17 protein-coding genes are annotated in these 18363 nt (G+C 43.4%); 6 read left to right on the forward strand and 11 right to left on the reverse strand.

Annotated features, from left to right (window positions below; all coding sequences use genetic code 11):
• Position 1 precedes the first annotated feature (1 nt).
• Genes J7E32_RS03455 through J7E32_RS03465 form a run of 3 tightly spaced genes read right to left on the reverse strand, consistent with a single transcriptional unit; the run spans position 2 to position 4317 of the window.
• Positions 2 to 499: a helical membrane plugin domain-containing protein gene (locus J7E32_RS03455; protein ID WP_214903597.1), complete on the reverse strand. Its 498-nt coding sequence runs from the start codon at positions 497 to 499 to the stop codon at positions 2 to 4.
• Positions 474 to 3455 (reverse strand): formate dehydrogenase subunit alpha, encoded by a 2982-nt coding sequence (fdhF, locus tag J7E32_RS03460; RefSeq protein WP_214903598.1) that lies wholly within the window; start codon positions 3453 to 3455, stop codon positions 474 to 476. Before fdhF ends, J7E32_RS03455 begins: the two co-directional genes overlap by 26 nt.
• A complete protein-coding gene (locus J7E32_RS03465; protein WP_214903600.1) occupies positions 3448 to 4317 on the reverse strand; it encodes a formate/nitrite transporter family protein in 870 nt (289 codons plus the stop codon). Before J7E32_RS03465 ends, fdhF begins: the two co-directional genes overlap by 8 nt.
• 97 nt (positions 4318 to 4414) lie before the next feature.
• Here J7E32_RS03465 and J7E32_RS03470 point away from each other — a divergent pair, with 97 nt between their 5' ends.
• Both J7E32_RS03470 and J7E32_RS03475 read left to right on the forward strand, forming a co-directional pair.
• Entirely contained in the window at positions 4415 to 4633 is a 219-nt protein-coding gene (locus J7E32_RS03470) for a helix-turn-helix domain-containing protein (RefSeq protein WP_214903603.1), read from the forward strand.
• 259 nt (positions 4634 to 4892) lie between these two features.
• The gene (locus tag J7E32_RS03475) at positions 4893 to 5111 is read left to right on the forward strand and encodes a hypothetical protein (protein WP_214903605.1); all 219 of its coding nucleotides are present in this window, start codon (positions 4893 to 4895) and stop codon (positions 5109 to 5111) included.
• Positions 5112 to 5149: 38 nt separating this feature from the next.
• On the opposite strand, the gene J7E32_RS03480 is transcribed toward J7E32_RS03475, so the two are convergent.
• The 6 genes from J7E32_RS03480 to J7E32_RS03505 all read right to left on the reverse strand — a co-directional run bounded on the left by J7E32_RS03480 (position 5150) and on the right by J7E32_RS03505 (position 10720).
• Positions 5150 to 6325: a M20 family metallopeptidase gene (locus J7E32_RS03480; protein WP_214903797.1), complete on the reverse strand. Its 1176-nt coding sequence runs from the start codon at positions 6323 to 6325 to the stop codon at positions 5150 to 5152.
• Complete coding sequence (locus J7E32_RS03485) at positions 6325 to 7560, reverse strand: Zn-dependent hydrolase (protein ID WP_214903608.1); 1236 nt, start codon at positions 7558 to 7560, stop codon at positions 6325 to 6327. Before J7E32_RS03485 ends, J7E32_RS03480 begins: the two co-directional genes overlap by 1 nt.
• A gap of 12 nt (positions 7561 to 7572) precedes the next feature.
• Entirely contained in the window at positions 7573 to 8763 is a 1191-nt protein-coding gene (locus tag J7E32_RS03490; protein ID WP_214903800.1) for a hypothetical protein, read from the reverse strand.
• A gap of 214 nt (positions 8764 to 8977) precedes the next feature.
• Complete coding sequence (locus J7E32_RS03495; protein ID WP_214903611.1) at positions 8978 to 9196, reverse strand: hypothetical protein; 219 nt, start codon at positions 9194 to 9196, stop codon at positions 8978 to 8980.
• Between the two features lie 467 nt (positions 9197 to 9663).
• Complete coding sequence (locus J7E32_RS03500) at positions 9664 to 10113, reverse strand: VOC family protein (protein WP_286182641.1); 450 nt, start codon at positions 10111 to 10113, stop codon at positions 9664 to 9666.
• 4 nt (positions 10114 to 10117) lie between these two features.
• Positions 10118 to 10720: an HD domain-containing protein gene (locus J7E32_RS03505; RefSeq protein WP_214903614.1), complete on the reverse strand. Its 603-nt coding sequence runs from the start codon at positions 10718 to 10720 to the stop codon at positions 10118 to 10120.
• A gap of 139 nt (positions 10721 to 10859) precedes the next feature.
• On the opposite strand from J7E32_RS03505, the gene J7E32_RS03510 reads away from it, so the two are divergent.
• From J7E32_RS03510 to J7E32_RS03525, 4 genes are all read left to right on the forward strand, one after another.
• Entirely contained in the window at positions 10860 to 12167 is a 1308-nt protein-coding gene (locus tag J7E32_RS03510) for an alkaline phosphatase family protein (protein ID WP_214903617.1), read from the forward strand.
• A gap of 164 nt (positions 12168 to 12331) precedes the next feature.
• A complete protein-coding gene (locus J7E32_RS03515; RefSeq protein ID WP_214903620.1) occupies positions 12332 to 13603 on the forward strand; it encodes an MFS transporter in 1272 nt (423 codons plus the stop codon).
• A gap of 66 nt (positions 13604 to 13669) precedes the next feature.
• Positions 13670 to 15142, forward strand: coding sequence for a M20 family peptidase (locus J7E32_RS03520; protein WP_214903623.1), 1473 nt, complete (start codon positions 13670 to 13672; stop codon positions 15140 to 15142).
• A 554-nt stretch (positions 15143 to 15696) separates the two neighbouring features.
• Positions 15697 to 17316 (forward strand): sensor domain-containing diguanylate cyclase, encoded by a 1620-nt coding sequence (locus tag J7E32_RS03525; RefSeq protein WP_286182643.1) that lies wholly within the window; start codon positions 15697 to 15699, stop codon positions 17314 to 17316.
• 116 nt (positions 17317 to 17432) lie between these two features.
• Here J7E32_RS03525 and J7E32_RS03530 read toward each other — a convergent pair whose 3' ends face one another.
• Together J7E32_RS03530 and J7E32_RS03535 are read right to left on the reverse strand one after the other, a co-directional pair.
• Complete coding sequence (locus tag J7E32_RS03530) at positions 17433 to 17882, reverse strand: hypothetical protein (RefSeq protein ID WP_214903639.1); 450 nt, start codon at positions 17880 to 17882, stop codon at positions 17433 to 17435.
• On the reverse strand, positions 17879 to 18259 hold the full coding sequence (locus J7E32_RS03535) for a hypothetical protein (protein ID WP_286182645.1): 381 nt from the start codon (positions 18257 to 18259) through the stop codon (positions 17879 to 17881). Before J7E32_RS03535 ends, J7E32_RS03530 begins: the two co-directional genes overlap by 4 nt.
• Between the last annotated feature and the right edge of the window lie 104 nt (positions 18260 to 18363).

Below are 18363 nucleotides of genomic sequence, written 5' to 3' on the forward strand. Positions count from 1 at the left end.
CTTACTCACGCTTTTCCCTGCTCCTTAGGAAGGCTTCTCCCATCCCTTCCATGAAATCAACCATCGTTGTCATCGCCGCCCGTATTTCGGGACTGCGAAGCCTGATCCTCATTTTCCAGATGCTTTGTTTCTTGCCCTTTTCACCAGTTTCTGACATGCGCTTTAAACCAAGGGTGACACCCTGTAATAGAGTATCAAGCTGGGAAGGCTGCAAACCGCCAAGGAACTTGAATAAGCCGAAACCACTTTTGATTATATTGTGGACGGCAGGCTGGTTGACCTGCTGCATAGCAATGACACCAACCTCGTTGCGCTGCTGTAATAAAGCGTCAGCTGTCTCGAATACTTTTAACTCGTGAAGTTCTTTTGCAAGGTTGATCATCGATAAAACGGCCTCTTTATTATCAGTAAGTGCCTGCAGGATTTCATCAACAGCCTGTGCCTGTTCTTCTGTTTTGTTTGGAAGCTCCCTGCTAATTTGCCTGATCGCTTTCGCCATAATACCCCTCCTTCACATCATCCATTTCGGAAATTGGTATATAATCTGAACGCTGCCATTTTTCCTCAACCTTCACGCTGATTTGCGGGATCCTGTTTCCGTAGCGGTGGTTATGTTTAGGAAGCGGCGACTCTCCTGATGCTTTTAGAACTTCCAGCTTGACTCCCATCTCTTTATAAGCCGGAGTATGGGTAATGATGTCATGATAGCTGCTTGTCAGCCTGTTGACAGCTTCATGATCCTCAGCGCTATGCATCGGCAAATATAATTCATGGCCCTTTACCCTGTCGGTGACGATTACTCGGACCTCGACATGGCCATATGGTGAAGTAAGTCCAACCAGCGTTCCATCCTCTAGCTTGCGTTCGGCAGCAAGCTCTGGTGAGATTTCCAGCCATACTTCAGGAACCTTATGGACAAGCCCTTCTGTTTTATGTGTCATATTGCCTTCATGAAAATGCTCCAGTATACGCCCGTTGTTCAAATGCAAGTCAAATTCCCCGCCCGGATCAAACGGTACAGTCCATTCGACAGGTACCAGCCTTGCCTTGCCATCCGGGAAGGCAAATTTATCGATATATAGCAGCGGAGTGTCTGTTCCATCCGCTTTTACCGGCCAGACCAGGGATTCCCACTCTTCAAGCCGTTCATAGCTCACTCCTGCAAATAAATTAGCAACCTTGGCCGCTTCATCCATGATTTCAGATGGGTGCTGATAGTTCCAGTCAGCTCCAAGACGATTCGCCAGCTCCTGGAAAATCATCCAGTCAGGCTTTGAATCTCCAAGCGGCTCAAATACCTTGTAAAACCTCTGGATCCGTCTTTCTGTGTTTGTAAAAGTACCATCCTTTTCAAGGCTTGGAGCAGCGGGTAAAATAACATCCGCAAACTGGGCCGTCTTGCTGAAGAAAATATCCTGGACCACAAAGAAATCCAATTTTTCGAAGGTTGAATGGACATAGTTGGAGTTCGCATCCACGATGGCCATGTCCTCTCCGAACAAGTATAGGGCTTTCATTTTGCCTTTATTGATCGCTTCGACCATATGGTGGTTGTCATAACCGGGATTCACAGGAAGATCGACACCCCAGGCTTCCTTATACTTTGCCCGAACTGCTTCATCGTTCACCGGCTCATAACCAGGCATCCATGGCGGCAGTGTTCCAAAATCACAAGCGCCCTGGACATTGTTATGCCCGCGCAATGGGTATGCTCCAGTACCGGTCCGTCCGTAATTTCCTGTTACGAGCAACAAATTAGAAATGGCCGTACTTGTGTCGGATGCGCCCATATGCTGAGTAACGCCCATTGCCCACAACATACATACCGATTTAGATTCCTTGATCATTTCTGCAAGCCTCAACAACTGTTCCTTGTTGAGACCGGTTTTCTCAACAGCATACTCAAGTGTATATTTTTCAAGCGATGCCTTGAATTCTTCCACACCATTTACTCGGTCAGCAAGGAAACTTGCATCCTCCCAGCCCTGGTCAAAAAAGTATTTTGTAATCGCGCTCAACCAGATGATATCCGTACCGGGGTTTGGGTGCAGATGGACATCCGCTCTTTGTGCTAGTTCATTCTCCCTTAAATCCACAACAACAAGCTTCTGGCCATGGAGCTTGTGGGCACGCTTGATCCTTGTCGCCAAAACGGGATGAGATTCTGCTGGATTCGCACCAACGACAATCACAAGCTCGGATGCCATGATGTCCTCCATTGTTCCCGAATCGCCGCCAAGCCCTACTGTTCGCAATAACCCGGCAGTTGCTGGAGACTGACAATATCGTGAACAGTTGTCGACATTATTGGTTCCCATAATCGCGCGTGCGAACTTTTGGAACAGGAAGTTTTCTTCATTCGAGCATTTTGATGAAGCGATATAACCAATTGCATCCGGGCCGTGTTCTTCCTTGATTCCAGACAGCTTTTCAGCAATCAGTGACAATGCCTCGTCCCATGTCGCCTCGACAAATTCATCGCCTTTGCGAATCAATGGCTTTGTCAATCGTTCTTCACTGTTGACGAAATCCCAGCCCCATTTCCCTTTTACGCAAGTGGAAATACCATTGACTGGTGCTTCGGTTTTCGTCTGGATTTTCAGGATTTCACGGTCCTTAGTCCAAACCTCGAAGCTGCAGCCGACACCACAATACGTACATACTGTTTTGGTCCGTTTAATCCGTGCCTTCCTCATCGCCGCTTCCACTTCCGACACCGCAAAAATCTCCCGATAACCTGGTTCCACCTCTTTAGTCATATCAATCATCGGAGCAAGAATATTCGGAGCGATCCCCGTCAGAAAACCTGCATTGCCGAGCATCGATTTTTCCATCAGTGCATTACAAGGACAAACATTTACACAATGGCCACAGGAAACGCAAGACGATTGGTCAATTGGGACATCGTTGTCCCAGATAACACGCGGAACTTCCCTGCTCCAGTCAATCGTAAGCGTCTCGTTAACCTGCAAGTCTTGGCAGGCTTCAACACAGCGGCCGCAAAGGATACACTGATCAGGCTCATAGCGGTAAAAAGGGTGTGAATTATCTGGAGGATAGGGCTTGGCTTTAAAAGGATACTTCTGGTGGGCCAGCCCCATTTCTTCAACTGTATTATGTACTGTACAATTGCCGTTATTGTTATCACAAACTGTACAATATAGTTCATGATTTTTGAGGATTCTGGACATTGCCTCATACTGGGCAGCCTTTACCCCCTCGGACATCGTATCGACATTCATCCCCGGCTCGGCCTTCATCGTGCATGAGCGCGTCAATTGTCCATCCACCATCACATAACAAGTATCACATGTCTGGATGGTCCCCAAATCGGGATGGTAGCAGACGCCAGGAATGAAAACATCTTCGGCTCTTGCAACCTCTAAAATTTTCTGACCTTCCACAGCATCATATTCCTTGCCGTTTATTGTAATGGTGAATTTCGTCTCACTCATTTCCCTGCCTCCTTAATCCAACTCTCGCAAAACCATGCCGGTGGGTTCCTGCCTGGTTTTGCCTCTTATTTGGTTCCTTTCGGGATCCCGTTTCCATTGTTCCACGATAGGCAATCCAGTAAAACATCGAGACAAAGACCGTCCCTCCGATTGCATTCCCGATGAACACCGGAATGAAGTTCCCAATAAAATCAGTCCAGCTGTAGTAGCCTGAAAAAATTGCTGCAGGTATGACGAACATATTGGCAACAACGTGCTGGAAACCAATCGCAACGAACGCCATAATCGGAAACCAGATCGCAAGAATTTTGCCGCCAATATCCTCTGCGCCATATGCAAGCCATACGGCCAGACCAACAAGCCAATTGCAGCCGATCGCTGACACAAGCGATGACAAGAAATCATGCTCCAGCTTCCCTCCTGCCATCGCAACCGTCTTGTCAAGATAGGGACCAGAGGATGTCAATTCTGCTACATGGCCGAAAAAGAAAGCGACAAACAAAGCGCCGATAAAATTAAATAACGTAATCCAGAACCAATTTTTAATTAGCTTTCCAATCGAGATCTTTTTTGACAAGTATGCCATTGAAACGGCCATCATATTACCGGTTAACAGCTCTCCACCCGCAATGATGATTAAAATAAGTCCAACTGGAAAAACTGCCGCCCCAATTAATGTACTAAACGTCCCCCATTCTTCCGGAAGGCTCGCGACAACCCGGATATCGAGCAGGTAGCCAAGAGAAATGAATGCACCACCTAAAAATCCCAGGACGAGAATACTTGAAAAAGGGAGATTTGCCTTCTTTTGTCCATGTTCAACGGTCAGCTGTGCAATTTTGTAAGGTGGATGATAGGCCACGAATAGTTCAACTCCTTTAAATTCCCTAATAATATTTACAGTGCTGGGAAAATTATTTAGTATAAACGCAATAATTTTTTAAAGAGGAGTAAGATTCATGGATAAAAATGAATTGCTGCACCGGATCCAAGCGATGATCCAGTCATCTACAAAAAGGCCAAGATATATGACGATATCAACAGTAAAAGTTGCCGACATTTTCGGGGTCAAACCTGAGGAAGTCCAAAAGGGTCTTGAGGAACTAGTGGAAGAAGGGTATTTGAATAAGTCAAAATTAGACAGCCCACCATATCATGATATATTTTTAATGCCTTAATTGATGGTTTACAAAAAGCACATCCATGACAACGGATGTGCTTTTAACACTTCTTCTTAAAGTAGTGCAGCAAAGGTTTCTTTCAATTAGTATTCTGTATACATTCCTCTCATAATAAATTTATTCATAGTTTAAGGACATACCCAAATAAATACCTATTAAAAATCGCCCCTGTGAGTCGGGTTTTGTTCTAAATCTAGCAATTGCCCAATATCTTATAAAAAGGTTAACAAAATTTATAAGAAAAAGGTGATTTGCTATGTTTGTCGTCCATTTTTATGAGCAGAAAAATGAAATGCTGAATCAGTTGCTTAAGCGTGTGCCCGAGGTTGGGGAGGATCTGAGAATCAAGGGTCGTAAGGGTAAGGTTGCGAGTGTGGTGGAAGTCGATGAGAAAACGTACCATGTACAAGTTGCCCTGGAAGCGAAAGCGAAACCAGGTGTAGCTGCCGACCCGGGCAAAAAGAAGAAAAGGTAATGAAAAATGGAGAACCACTTGGGGGTTCTCCATTTCTATTATTTGTTCAAAAAAGCCCAGGCATACTGTGCATAAAGCTCTGCTCCCGTTGCCAAAGCGTCTTCATCAATATTGAATTTGCCATGGTGGTGAGCCCATTCTGTATCTTTATCAGGGTTACCACTGCCGACGAGGGCAAAGCTTCCTGGAACCTCGTCAAGATAGAAACTGAAGTCTTCCCCACCCATCGTTGGCTTTTCATGATAGATGACATCCTCACCGAATGCCTCCGATGCGACCTGCTGAACGAGCAACGCACTTTCCTCGTCATTGATGACAGCCTGTGTCCCGCGTGTATATTCCACTTTCGCCGTAGCTCCGTAAACTGCCGCTACACTTTCAGCATAATGTGTTAGCTGGGCTTCGATGTGATCACGTGTTGCCGGGTCGAAGCAGCGTACCGTTCCTTCAATCACTGCATTTTCGGCAATTACATTGAAGCGTGTGCCTACGACCATTTTACCAACTGTTAGAACTGCTCCCTGCTGAGGATCGATCGTTCTTGATACCACAGATTGGACATTAATGACAAAAGATGAAGCAACGATGGCAGCGTCGATGCAATCCTGCGGAATCGCTCCATGTCCGCCTTTCCCTTTAAAAGTTACCTTGAACAAATCCGCTGAAGCAAAAGATGGACCGGGAGTACAGCTCACCTTGTGAGTCGGCATTTGCGACCAAATGTGTATGCCAAATACGTTATCGACTCCTTCGACTGCACCCTGTTTTACCAGAGCTTTGGCTCCTTCCGCTACCTCTTCGGCTGGCTGGAACAATAAACGGACATTTCCTGGCAGATCTTCCTTGATATCGTTCAAAGCTTTCGCTGCTACCATCAGCATTGCAGTGTGGGCATCATGGCCGCATGCATGCATTTTTCCATCTTCGTTTGATGCATAAGGCAGCTCCTTGTTTAGCTCTTCGACAGAAAGTGCGTCCATATCCCCTCTCAAGGCGACAGTCTTGCCCGGCTTGCCGCCCTTGATTTCAGCAATGACTCCTGTTGGTTCCGTTCTTTTATATGAAACTCCCAATTGGTCTAGGTATTCACAAACAAAATCTGTGGTTCTATATTCTTCCCACGAAACTTCCGGCTCGCTGTGAAGTTTCCTGCGCAGCTCTGTTAATTCGTCTTTGTATTCCTTAATAGCTTGTTTTAATTTTTCGTTTATCATCATTCCGCCTCCGTTAAGCTCTTGGCTGTTTCGTAAAAAATACCTACCGCTCTAGCTATGTCTTCAGATTCAGACGATTCTTCCGGACAATGGCTAAGTCCATTTTTGCTTGGAATGAACAGCATTCCTACTTCTGTATAGTCGGATAAAACCATAGCATCGTGTCCTGCACCGCTATTGATCGAACAATGAGGAATTTCTAACGCGTCGCTTTTCTCTTTTAAAAGAGAACGAATAGCCGGATTCAGTTCTTTTGGCTGGATGTATAACAGCTGCTCTACCGCTGTTTGAATTCCATTTTTAATATAAGAATGAACTAGAGTCCTTGTTTTCTCGATGACATCTAAGACGTGTTCTTCCTTTCCAGATCGAATATCAACCGAGAAGACTACCTGATCAGGAATCACATTGGCGCCATTCGGGTAAACATTCAAGCGGCCGGTAGTGATGACCGTTCCTTCGCCCGCTTCTGCAGCAAGTTCTGGCAAACGACCGATAATATTAGCCGCAGCTACCAGTGCGTCGGCACGGCGGTCCATCGGTGTCGTTCCTGCGTGCCCTGCCTGCCCTTTCACAGTCACTTCCAGCTGAGTGAGACCAACAATTGCCTCGACAACTCCAATCGGAATCTCCTTTTCTTCTAAAATAGGACCTTGTTCAATATGTAACTCGAGGAAAGCCTTCATCGTCTTCGGATCTCTTTTTTTCGGGAGAGAGGAGTCAAGCCCGATTTCAGCCATTGCTTCAACTGTTGAAACACCGTTTTTGTCTCTAAGATTTCGAAAATCTTCCTCACCCAGCAAGCCGACCATTCCTCGGGATCCCATTAATCCTCCGCCAAACCTTGCACCTTCTTCCTCGACCAATGCAACGATTTCGAGAGGATACTTGGGCGTTAAGTTATTTTTAGCAAAGAGTGCTGCTACCTCAAGAGCGGCAACAACACCAGCTGGACCATCATAGGAGCCGCCGTGAGGGACCGAGTCAAAATGCGACCCGACCATCACGCTCGGTCCGTCCTTCAGAGTTCCTTCCAGTTTGCCAAAAATATTACCGAATCCATCTTCTCTAACCTGGAGCCCATACTCTCTCATTTTTCCTTTAATATAATTGCGAGTCTTAAGATCCTCCTGGCTGTATGTCAGCCTTGTCGTCCCTTTACCGGGAGTCGCAGTGTACTCACTGATCTGATTAATATGCTGTTCAATACGTTCCTTTAATTCTACCAATCTCATTCCCCTCTTTTCTTACAGAAATCCTACGAAGATACCAGCAAGTACGACCGATACGATCGTGACGGTCACAAAGCCGCCCACAAGCATTGGCGGAAGCATATGGCTGGTCAAGGCTTCTCTTTCTTTTTCATCCTCAGTCAAGGAGTTGATGACTTCATTGGTGATGATATAATCTGCCGGGAAGCCATAAAGTGCTGTCAATGATACAGCAAAGGCCATTTCTTTGCTCACCTTTAAAATCTTGCCGACGATAAATGAGAAGATGTACATTCCTGTGATCCCAAGGACAATCGCACCAAGCAGCGGAACAATGATTTCAAGAAGCATTCCTGGTGTAGCCTGCTTCAATCCATCGAAAATGAATAACATCAAGACGAGAATCGCGATTCCAAATCCATTTGCCTTTTGCAGGGCCTGCTTTTCCAGAAATCCTACGCTTGTTCCGATAACACCAAATAATAATGCAAGTACGAACGGGCTTACCGAAACGACAGGAGCCAAAAATGTAGAAGTTTGATATGCAAGAAAAGCGACCAAAGAAAGTCTGAAAAACTTAAAGAATTCAGTGTTATATTTTTCTGGAAGGTTTTTAAAAAGCTTTAATTCAGCAGTTGGCACAGCGGCCTCTACAGTTGCAGCTACTTCGTTTGCTGCAAGACTGCCCTCGCGATATTGCTTTAAAAGTCTCTTTCCTTCTTTTTTCAGAACGAGTGAGGTTAATGGGTAACCCGCAAAACCCTGCATGACATAAATAACAATCGCGAATACCGACAGTGTTGCAAGACCGGCTTCCTTTGCGCCCTCAGACATGATCAAGGCGGAAACGACTCCACCAACTAAAGGTGGTACGGCAACAACCATTGTCTGGAATCCAAAGATGAGAGTACCGACACTCATTAGGACAGCTACAATTCCCAAAATACCTGATAACGCAATGACGATGGTTTTCCATTGATTTTTCAATTCTTGGATCGATAGCAATGTTCCCATATTTGTTATTAACAAATACATCATCATCACAGCCACTGCCGATGGTACACCAGCAAGTGCTACGATTTCTTTCGGGAAAAACGTCCAGTACCCGATCAGGAACAAAACAGCCGAGACGAACATGGACGGAATCCATGCCTTCGTCCTGACAGCAACTAAATCACCCACTAGTAAAATGAATACAACAATAACCAAAGCTAACATCTGTGACATCATGAATCCCCCCATTTTCTTTTTTACTTAAACGCTTCGCTTTGCGAAAGAAAAAAGTATTAGGTACGATAATAATATAGATATAATATTCAGTCAATTATAAATTTTAGAATTTTTAAAAGAAAACGGTTTCTTTTAACTTTCGGTGCTTATGACCTAGAAATTAAAAAAGGCGAGCCGCTAATATAGCGGCTCGCCAGATAAATTTATACTTTTAGTCAGGATTTTTTGTTTTCAGGGAAACAGCCAGTGGCTTTTTATCCAAACAGTATTCCATGAGGACAATTTTTCCTTCAAGTTCAAGGTGCTTAGCCAGGGCGATCACTTCTTCCCCTTCTTCAGCTGAGGATACAGACGAAATTTTCAAGTTGCCATCACTATTTTGGATTTGGTTAAATAGCTCTTCTTTTGACATTTTCGCTTTCGTCTTCATCTTTATCACCCCTTCTTAGGAATTACCTTTCTTTACCCGGGGATGATAAAGGTGAATCAAGGGAATAAGAACCACTTATGGAAAAATAGCCCTTCGTCCAAGGTTAGTAGTTACTTATAATTCAAGTTTCGGCATTTTAGTGGCACTAATGGCGCTTATTGGTTACCTATAATTCAAGTTTTTGCATTTTTAGGGCACCAATAGCGCTTATTGGTTACCTATAATTCAAGTTTTAGTATTTTTAGAGCACCAATGGCGCTTATTGGTTACCTATAATTCTAGTTACGTCATTTTTAGGGCACCAATAGCACTTATTAGTTACCTAAAATTCTAGTTACGTCATTTTTAGGGCACCAATGGCGCTTATTGGTTACCTATAATTCTAGGTTTGGTTCTTTCAGGGCTCCAATATCGCCTATTGATTACCTTAAAATCCATTTCTACTGTTTTAAGGTCACCAATACTGCCTAACAGTTACAAATCATCAAGACATTCCCGTCTGGATCCTTGAAGTTAAAGTAAGCAAAATCGCCGATTCGCTCAATTTCTTTAGTTATTATAATTCCATTCGATTTTACAAAATCATAGGCTTCATCAACATCATCTACCAGGAAATTAAACAAAACATGGTCGGAAGGCTTCAAATTAAAGCCTGGGTCAAAGGTGTGATCGTCCAGGGTTAATCCTGTTTCAGATGTAACCGGGATATTATGGACTGGTGATTCTACCTTTTCGGCATCAAATCGTACTCCCAGCAGGTTATAGTACCATTCAGCAGATTTTTTCAAATTGCTCACGTGGATAAAAACATTGTTTACTTTATTGTATAGTGGTGATTTCACATTTTCTCCTCCTAAAATGATTGTTCTCATAGCTTTCTTGTTGTCCTGTTTCTGATCAGGATGTTTCCTGTCCATGTTGTCATCCTTTTTCTGACCGAGAATTTCTTATTACCAAAAATTCATTTTCGTAGTAACTGAATTTATCTCTTTTAAACAAACGCTCTATTTCCATTTCGAGCTCCTCTAGTAACGGGAACGTTGACGAATGCCCTATGCTTTTCAACAATTTTCTGTAATACCAATCCTGTTTGTCTCTTCCGCGTTTGAACCTGCTCCAAACTTCTTCGCCACATTGTTCGACGTCCTTGCGGATGGACCTGACATTATGCAATTTGTCTGCACAAGCTACCACGCGGATTTCTTCTGATGCAGTTTTCAGAAACTCGATTGTGTGTTCCTTTCTCTCTTCCCAGGAAAGAGACTTGTCTGGCTCTGAGCAGCCTCCGACGATCATTGCAATTTCTTTTCCAAACTCCCGCTCGATATCTTCCAGTGTTAAGTCGGTATCTTCAACCGTATCGTGCAAAATTCCGGCTGCAATCATTTCTTCGCGGTATCCCGCTTTTTGTAAAATCATCCCTACTGCCACGGGGTGGGCAATATACGGGATTTTTGTATTTTTGCGATATTGTCCTTCATGTGCCATTGAAGCAATCTGCAATGCTTTCTCAATTATATCCATTCAATTCTCCTCCAGTTTTTCAGATACTTACTTACTTCTTTAATGGATCAGTAAATCCTTCCTTACGAAAACGGCAAACCTGATTATTTTTCCCAAAATATTCTGCTATATTTAGTATATAAACATTTGGGAGGCTGACATGGAAAAACTGACTGACCACTTAATCGTCATTTCCTTTGACTGTCTTTCTGAGCATGATGTCCCATTGCTCAGGGAGCTGCCAAATTTTAAGGCTTTTATACAAAATAGTTCTTTCTGTACACAGGTGGAAACCATCTATCCTTCTGTTACATACCCTTGCCATGCGACGATCGTGACCGGCAATTTCCCTAATCGGCACGGCATTGTCAACAATACATTTATCCAGCCTGGCAAAATTTCACCAGACTGGTACTGGCACCGTCGCCATGTTAAAGGGACAACCCTCTACGATGAGGCTAAAAAGGCGGGCATGAAAACTGCCGCTTTATTATGGCCAGTCACGGCAAGAGCCAATATTGACTACAACATGCCTGAAATTTTTGCGAACAGGCCGTGGCATCACCAGATTCCTGTTTCTCTATCCAATGGGAGTCCTCGTTACCAACTTGAAATGAACTCGAAATTCGGGCATATCAGAAACGGATTGAATCAGCCTGAGCTTGATGACTTCGTTTTGGAAGCAACAGTGGAAACCATCAAAACAAGAAAGCCTGAACTGATGTTGATTCATCTTGTCGATCTCGACTCCCAGCGCCATATTCACGGTTTTTCATCAGAAGAAGCACTGGGTGCGCTTCACCGCCATGATGAGAGACTTGGGAGAATCATGAATGCCCTCAAAGAGACCGGTATAGCTGAGAATTCAACCGTGGTCCTTCTTGGTGATCACAGTGCACTAGATGAGTCTAAAGTGGTGAAATTAAACGTATTATTTAAAGAACGCGGACTTATCCAAACCAATGCTTCAGGCAAAGTGAGCGATTGGAAAGCCTATTGCAAGAGTTGTGACGGCTCAGCCTATATCTATGTAAAAAATCAAAACGATGATGCTATGAAAAATCAAGTTGCAGATATATTAGCTGATCTTTTACAGGACAAAAGCAACGGCATTGAAGCAGCCATCACTGGTGCCGAAGCAAATGCAAAAGGAGCTGATGGAACAGCCTTCAGGATGCTGGAAGCTTCCAGAGGATATTACTTTAGCGAGTCAATAGACGGTGACTACATTGAAGAAGTAACCGAACAGGATGCCAGGGCGAAAAAGTACACGTTTGCCTGTCATGGATACTCCCCTGAAAAAGAAGGTTATCACACTGTTTTTTTCGCAGCAGGAAAAGGCATTCGCCCAGGAATCTCCATCAAGTCTATGCACCTTGTAGACGAAGGCCCGACCTTTGCTCGCCTTCTTGGCCTGGACCTCGGCGATACAGACGGCTCCATCCTCGAAGGGATTTTGGATATTTAGCACTAGGAAAGAAGGTCTTTGAGGAACTCGAAGCGAATTATATTACAAGTTGATAGAGATATTTTATCGGTTAAGCACTTTTTTACCGGTGGGCACTTTAAAAAGATTGAGAAGGTATAGTTCAACTTAATAGACAAAAATACAATCTTATTGGGGGCAAAAGGATGAAAGGTTTTACGAAGGAAGAGAGCAGCTGGATTCGTTATGACTGGGCAAGCTCGGCTTATTCGATTATCATTTCGACGGCTGTGTTCCCGCTATTTTATAAAGCTTCCGCAACTGATGCTGGTGTGAGCCTGTCCAATTCGACTGCCTATTTAGGTTATACAATTGCGATCGCTACCTTCATTCTGGCATTGATCGGCCCGATTCTCGGAACCATTGCGGACTACCAAGGCATGAAGAAACGATTCTTCACCATTTTCTTTACGTTAGGGATCACCTTTACAGCTGGGCTTGCCTTCGTGCCAAGCGGAAACTGGCTCATGCTGCTTGTCGTCTACACCCTGGCCGTGCTCGGATCGACTGGTTCAAACATTTTCTATGACGCCTTTATCGTTGATGTAACGACGGATGAACGGATGGACAGAGTCTCAGCTCGCGGATACGGAATGGGTTACATCGGAAGTACGATTCCATTCATCATCAGTATCGCAATCATAATATTGGCCCAGACAAAGGTCTTGCCAATTTCTATGACTTTGGCCAGTCAGACAGCTTTTATCATTACCGCCATCTGGTGGGGACTTTTCTCCATTCCCATGTTTAAAAATGTGCACCAAAAGCATTACATCGAGCGTGAACCGCAACTTGTGCTCCAAAGCTTTAGACGTTTAGCAAAAACCTTTAAAGAAATCCGCAAATACAGGGCATTATTTTTATTCTTATTAGCTTATTTCTTCTACATTGACGGTGTTGGAACGATCATTACGATGTCTACAGCTTACGGAACCGATTTAGGCATCAGCTCTACGAACCTATTAATCATCCTTTTCGCTACCCAGGTCGTCGCCTGGCCGTTCGCGATTTTATTCGGGAAATTATCCGAACGTTTTACCGGTAAAAAAATGCTGTATGTCGGAATTACCGTTTATATCTTTGTTTGTATCTACGCTTACTTCCTGGAAACAACGACTGACTTCTGGATCCTGGCAATGCTTGTCGCTACATCACAGGGCGGTATTCAGGCATTAAGCCGATCTTATTTTGCAAAATTGGTGCCCAAAGCGAATGCGAATGAGTTTTTCGGATTCTACAACATATTTGGGAAGTTCGCTTCAATCATGGGGCCGCTTATGGTCGGTCTTACAGCACAGCTTACTGGCAATTCGAGTATGGGAGTTTTCAGTCTCGTCATCCTTTTCGTAATCGGGATGGTCATTCTCGCGTTTGTTCCAGAACCAGAACAACAGCCTCAAGCGCCTGAAATTGTGTAATCAACTCAACTGCCTCTGGGAAACCAGAGGCTTTTTTTAAAATGAATGGAGGTTTTCTAGAAGTTTATGAAAAAACTAAAGCTTTCCTTAATGACCATTGGCAGCCTGCTCCTAGTTTTCATTATTGTCACCTTGTTCAATGCCCTCACCTTGGAATCCCGCCAGCCATCACCCAAACAATTCAATGGCACTATTAAAGAAGACCATGCGATTAAAACACTTTCACAGGCAATTCAATTTAAAACGATCTCCTACCAGGACCGCAGCAAAATGGACCTAACTGAATTAGACCGTTTCATTTCATTTTTAAAAGAGAGCTTTCCAATCGTACATGAAGAGCTTGAGCTAGAAATGGTAAATGGGCACTCACTGATATATTTATGGAAAGGAACAGACTCTACGAAGCTTCCAATTGGATTGACCAGCCATTACGATGTGGTTCCCGTCCTTGAAGGCACGGAGGAAAACTGGGAGCACGACCCTTTCAGCGGGACAGTCGCAGACGGAAAGATTTGGGGTCGCGGTACACTGGATGACAAAATCGGTGTGATTGGAATACTTGAAGCAGCAGAACACCTGCTCAAAGAAGGTTATCAGCCTGCCCGCGATATCTATCTCATGTTCGGCCATGATGAAGAAATCGGCGGTGATGAAGGAGCGGCAATGATTGTAAGCACCCTTAATGAACGAGGCATCAAGTTTGATTTCGTTTTAGATGAAGGAGGAGCCATCGTCGAGAACATGGTTCCAGGTGTCAATCAACCCGTCGGCGTTGTCGGTGTTTCTGAAAAAGGTTCTGCGACTGCAGAGCTGTCAATTGAAGGAAGCGGCGGCCATTCTTCACAGCCAAAAGACCGGACGAACATCGGCAGGATTGCCAGCGCGATCGCCAAGCTGGAAGAAACCCAGTTCCCCGCCGACTTGAAAGGAACTGGTGAGGATCTATTTGAGTTTGTCGCACCTGAAATGAGCTTTGCCATGAAATATGTCTTTGCCAATAAGTTCATTTTCGAACCGGTTATCGAAAAAATCCTCCTGCAGCAGCCGGCATCATCTGCGCTGATCAGGACAACGATAGCTCCAACAATCTTCCATGCTGGCGAACAGTATAACGCCCTTCCAGAAAAAGCATCGGCTATCATCAACCTGCGCCTCATGCCGGGTGATTCGTTGGAAGAAGTGAAGGATTATATCGAAAAAACGATTGATGACGAGGATATCAAAGTGACAATAGAGGGTTCAGAAGCCTCAGGTGTTTCCGCCGTTGACAGCTGGCATTTCAAAACAATCCAGCAAAGCGCGAAAAATGTCTATGATGAAGCAGTCATCGCACCCTATTTAATGTTCGCCGGATCCGATGCAAAGCATTATGACAGCATCGCCGAAAACACCTACAGGTTCCTGCCAGTACAGCTGACTTCTGAAGACCTGAACCGCATGCATGGTACAAATGAGCATATAAGTATTGATAACTATTTGAACGCGATCAGTTTTTATATAGAAGTTATTAGGGAAGCCGATAAGAAAACAATGGAGTAGGATTTAGAGGGGTTGGGTTGAGTGTTATTTCACTTAAATAATGCTCGCCCAATTGCTAAAGGTTATCAAACAAGCTATTTTTTATCCGAACCATGACTGAACTCTCTTTCCGGTTATTTAAAACGAGGTGAAATGGATGAAACTTTATTGGCTATCTTTTATGTTTTTACTCTTTATCTGGCTCACCCTATCCTCCATTTACTCATACCCAGTATGGTGGTCAATCTTTACGGCAAATCGTTCTACCCATACTCCTAACATTGAGCAGTTTTCTTTAATCAAAGTAACTATTGTTTTACTTATTTCAATCGGCATAATGTTTATGCTGAAAAACCGACAGTAAAAAATAAACTCTACCGTGGACTAGCAAGTGAAAATCATCACGTTATACTTGCCTTTTCTGGATGCTCCCCACTCCCCTTTCATACTTACCATTTAAATTTTTCATCTCTTGTCTAAAGAAATAGCGAAATTTGTCGATATGACAAAGTAGAGATTTTTTTAGTTTTGCGGCGAAAGGAATATTTTAAATGAAAATCAACCTTCGAGCTTATATGGCTCTATTTTTTGGCGTTATTATCATTGCGCTAACGATGCTGTTGAGTATAACGATCAGCAAGCATTCAAGTGAAACGATCAAAAGAGAGATTGGTAACAGCCTTTCTTCTACTGCGTATCATATGGCAGATAAACTAGATTCATTTATGTGGTCACGAATCGGGGAAGTAGAAGTCCTAAGCCAAATAGAGGATATTAAATCCCATGAGGATCTGCAGTCGGCTCAGGTATTGCTGGACCAGTTAAAGTCCAGTATTCCCGTATTTTCCTGGATAGGTCTGACAGATTCATCCGGGACTGTGGTCGCAGCTTCAGACAAAATTCTGGTAGGTTCTGATATTTCACAGCGCCCTGTTTATCAGGAAGGAAAAAAAGGTACTTTCATTGGCGATGTCCATAACGCGGTTCTGCTTGCAAACCTTCTTCCGAATCCAACAGGAGAGCCGATGCAATTTGTCGATATCAGCAAAGCGTTAACAGATGAAAATGGCAATTTCACTGGTGTTCTGGCTGCGCATCTCAGCTGGGAATGGTCGCAGCAGGTACAGGACGAAATTGTGGAACCTTTAAAAGATGAATTGAGTGGTGCGGAAGTTTTTGTCGTGAGTGGTTTGGACAGTACGGTCCTCCTTGGACCAGGTGGTATGACTGGGAATGTGCTAGATGTTGATAGTGTACACAAGGCCAGTAAGGGTGCGAATAGCTGGCTCGTGGAAGAGTGGCCGGACGGAAAAAATTATTTGACTGGATTTGCAGTCGGTGACGGCAATCAAAATTATTCTGGCCTGGGATGGACGGTCATTGTCCGAATCCCTGAAGAGAACGCTTTTGCCCCAGTCGAAGAATTAAAATCTTTTATAATCAAACTTGGCACAATAACAGCTGTTGTCTTTGCTATTATTGGCTGGTTTCTTGCCGGTTTCGTAACCACTCCTTTACAAAAGATATCCAGAGCTGCTCATAGTTTAAGAATCGGCAAAGAAAGCACGATTCCTTTAATAAAAGGAATCAAAGATCTAGAACTCCTTTCCAGTTCTTTAAGGGACTTAGTTGATACATTGGTACGTACTGAATCCAATTTGGACGAAATGGAAAACCTGGCCCATCATGATCTCCTGACCGGTCTTGGAAACCGTGTCGCCCTTGATCAATATTTAAAACATGCCAAAACTTCAGGGAATTCATTGTCCTTTTTATATTTGGATTTGGATGGATTTAAAATAATCAACGATACGTATGGGCATCAAACTGGAGACCTGCTGCTAAAAGAAGTGGCTAGCAGGCTGAAAGAAAATACACGAAAAGAAGATCCTATCTTCCGGCTAGGCGGTGACGAATTCCTTGTGGTCGTGAGTAGTCCGCCTGAATCAAAGAAACACGTACTTACCACAATAGCAAACAAGCTAATTACGAACATAAACAACCCTTTTGAAATAGCTGGATCAAAGCTTCATGTCGGATGCAGTGTTGGTGGTGCAGTATGGCCCGATGATGATATCGACCCTTTTACCGTCATTAGTTATGCTGATGAGGCACTCTATGCTTCAAAACGAGCCGGTAAAAATAAATTCACCTTCCATACGAATAAGCAACAAAAACAAATGCCAGGAGCGTAATCTCCCGGCATTTTGTTTGCTTATGGCATTTTTATCTCTCTTTACCTAAACTAAAAGGGCACTTTTACCAATTAAGCATATAATAAATTTCAATTCGATACCGTAATTATTCAGTACTACACTTCTTCTCCCTTTCTCTCTAGAAATTCCTCCAGCCATTCATAATCCACCGGGCCATTGGTAATTTCAAATTGGTACATATCGAATAACAAAACTTCTCTTTCGATTAAAGAGGGCATCGTGACTCTGTTGTCTTCATATTCCATTTGAAATTGGAATTGTTCCTCTGGATATTCAGTAACAAAATCCCGGTCTCCGATTTTTTTTACTTTATATTGACTTAGAAAACTAATCAGCTCCTGAATTGATTGATCATCCGTTAATTGCCGATTGTATGCTGCTTTTTCATCCTTAATGGGAAGCTGATTATAATATATTTTTTCAATTTTACTTGCATCTAGTAAATCCGCTAGATTCTTTTCACGATAATCGACCCATCTGGTAACACCAAATATAAGTAAAAGTAAAATAACGATACTTAATATATAGAAGTTTTTCTTGTTCAAACCCTCTTTCCTTCCTTATAAGATAAAACTCTCCCTAAAATGAAGCCATAAATCCAGTGACCCGCCATCCAAAATAAAAAAGCATATGCACTTGAGATCGGCGGTGTTCGTTCTGAGAGAAGCGTTGTTGGGTAAAGCAGCAAACCAACTATTAAGCTCACGCTAATGACAAAGCGAGTGATAGCTTCTTTATGGAAGTTCTTTCTGATCATGTAAAAGTCCAAAACGAAAGCAAGCCCTATTGAGATCACCATATGCAGACCAAACTCAACAACTTCAGATAATTTTAAATCCTTAAGAATCGGTATGTAATCAACATTCAGTAATAAGGTATACACTTTAAGATTTGTTAAAGATTGGACGAGTTTTAAAAACAAACCAAGGACTACCCCTGATATCAGCCCGCCGACGAATGGTTTTATTTTTGTATTGATAGGACTTCATCCTCCTTTAACTTAACATGAAATCTAATGGTAGATCA

The sequence above is a fragment of the Bacillus sp. ISL-55 genome (assembly GCF_018613155.1).
In the GTDB taxonomy this organism is placed as follows: Bacteria; Bacillota; Bacilli; order Bacillales; family Cytobacillaceae; genus Mesobacillus.

Excerpts from the sequence above, each read along its gene's own strand:
- J7E32_RS03475 (WP_214903605.1), top strand. The coding sequence starts at position 4,893 with ATGTTTGTCGTCCATTTTTATGAGCAGAAAAATGAAATGCTGAATCAG.
- J7E32_RS03485 (WP_214903608.1), bottom strand. The coding sequence starts at position 7,560 with ATGAGATTGGTAGAATTAAAGGAACGTATTGAACAGCATATTAATCAG.
- J7E32_RS03525 (WP_286182643.1), top strand. The coding sequence starts at position 15,697 with ATGGCTCTATTTTTTGGCGTTATTATCATTGCGCTAACGATGCTGTTG.
- J7E32_RS03505 (WP_214903614.1), bottom strand. The coding sequence starts at position 10,720 with ATGGATATAATTGAGAAAGCATTGCAGATTGCTTCAATGGCACATGAA.
- J7E32_RS03495 (WP_214903611.1), bottom strand. The coding sequence starts at position 9,196 with ATGAAGACGAAAGCGAAAATGTCAAAAGAAGAGCTATTTAACCAAATC.
- J7E32_RS03455 (WP_214903597.1), bottom strand. The coding sequence starts at position 499 with ATGGCGAAAGCGATCAGGCAAATTAGCAGGGAGCTTCCAAACAAAACA.
- J7E32_RS03500 (WP_286182641.1), bottom strand. The coding sequence starts at position 10,113 with ATGGACAGGAAACATCCTGATCAGAAACAGGACAACAAGAAAGCTATG.
- fdhF (WP_214903598.1), bottom strand. The coding sequence starts at position 3,455 with ATGAGTGAGACGAAATTCACCATTACAATAAACGGCAAGGAATATGAT.
- J7E32_RS03470 (WP_214903603.1), top strand. The coding sequence starts at position 4,415 with ATGGATAAAAATGAATTGCTGCACCGGATCCAAGCGATGATCCAGTCA.
- J7E32_RS03480 (WP_214903797.1), bottom strand. The coding sequence starts at position 6,325 with ATGATAAACGAAAAATTAAAACAAGCTATTAAGGAATACAAAGACGAA.
- J7E32_RS03515 (WP_214903620.1), top strand. The coding sequence starts at position 12,332 with ATGAAAGGTTTTACGAAGGAAGAGAGCAGCTGGATTCGTTATGACTGG.
- J7E32_RS03510 (WP_214903617.1), top strand. The coding sequence starts at position 10,860 with ATGGAAAAACTGACTGACCACTTAATCGTCATTTCCTTTGACTGTCTT.
- J7E32_RS03520 (WP_214903623.1), top strand. The coding sequence starts at position 13,670 with ATGAAAAAACTAAAGCTTTCCTTAATGACCATTGGCAGCCTGCTCCTA.
- J7E32_RS03490 (WP_214903800.1), bottom strand. The coding sequence starts at position 8,763 with ATGTCACAGATGTTAGCTTTGGTTATTGTTGTATTCATTTTACTAGTG.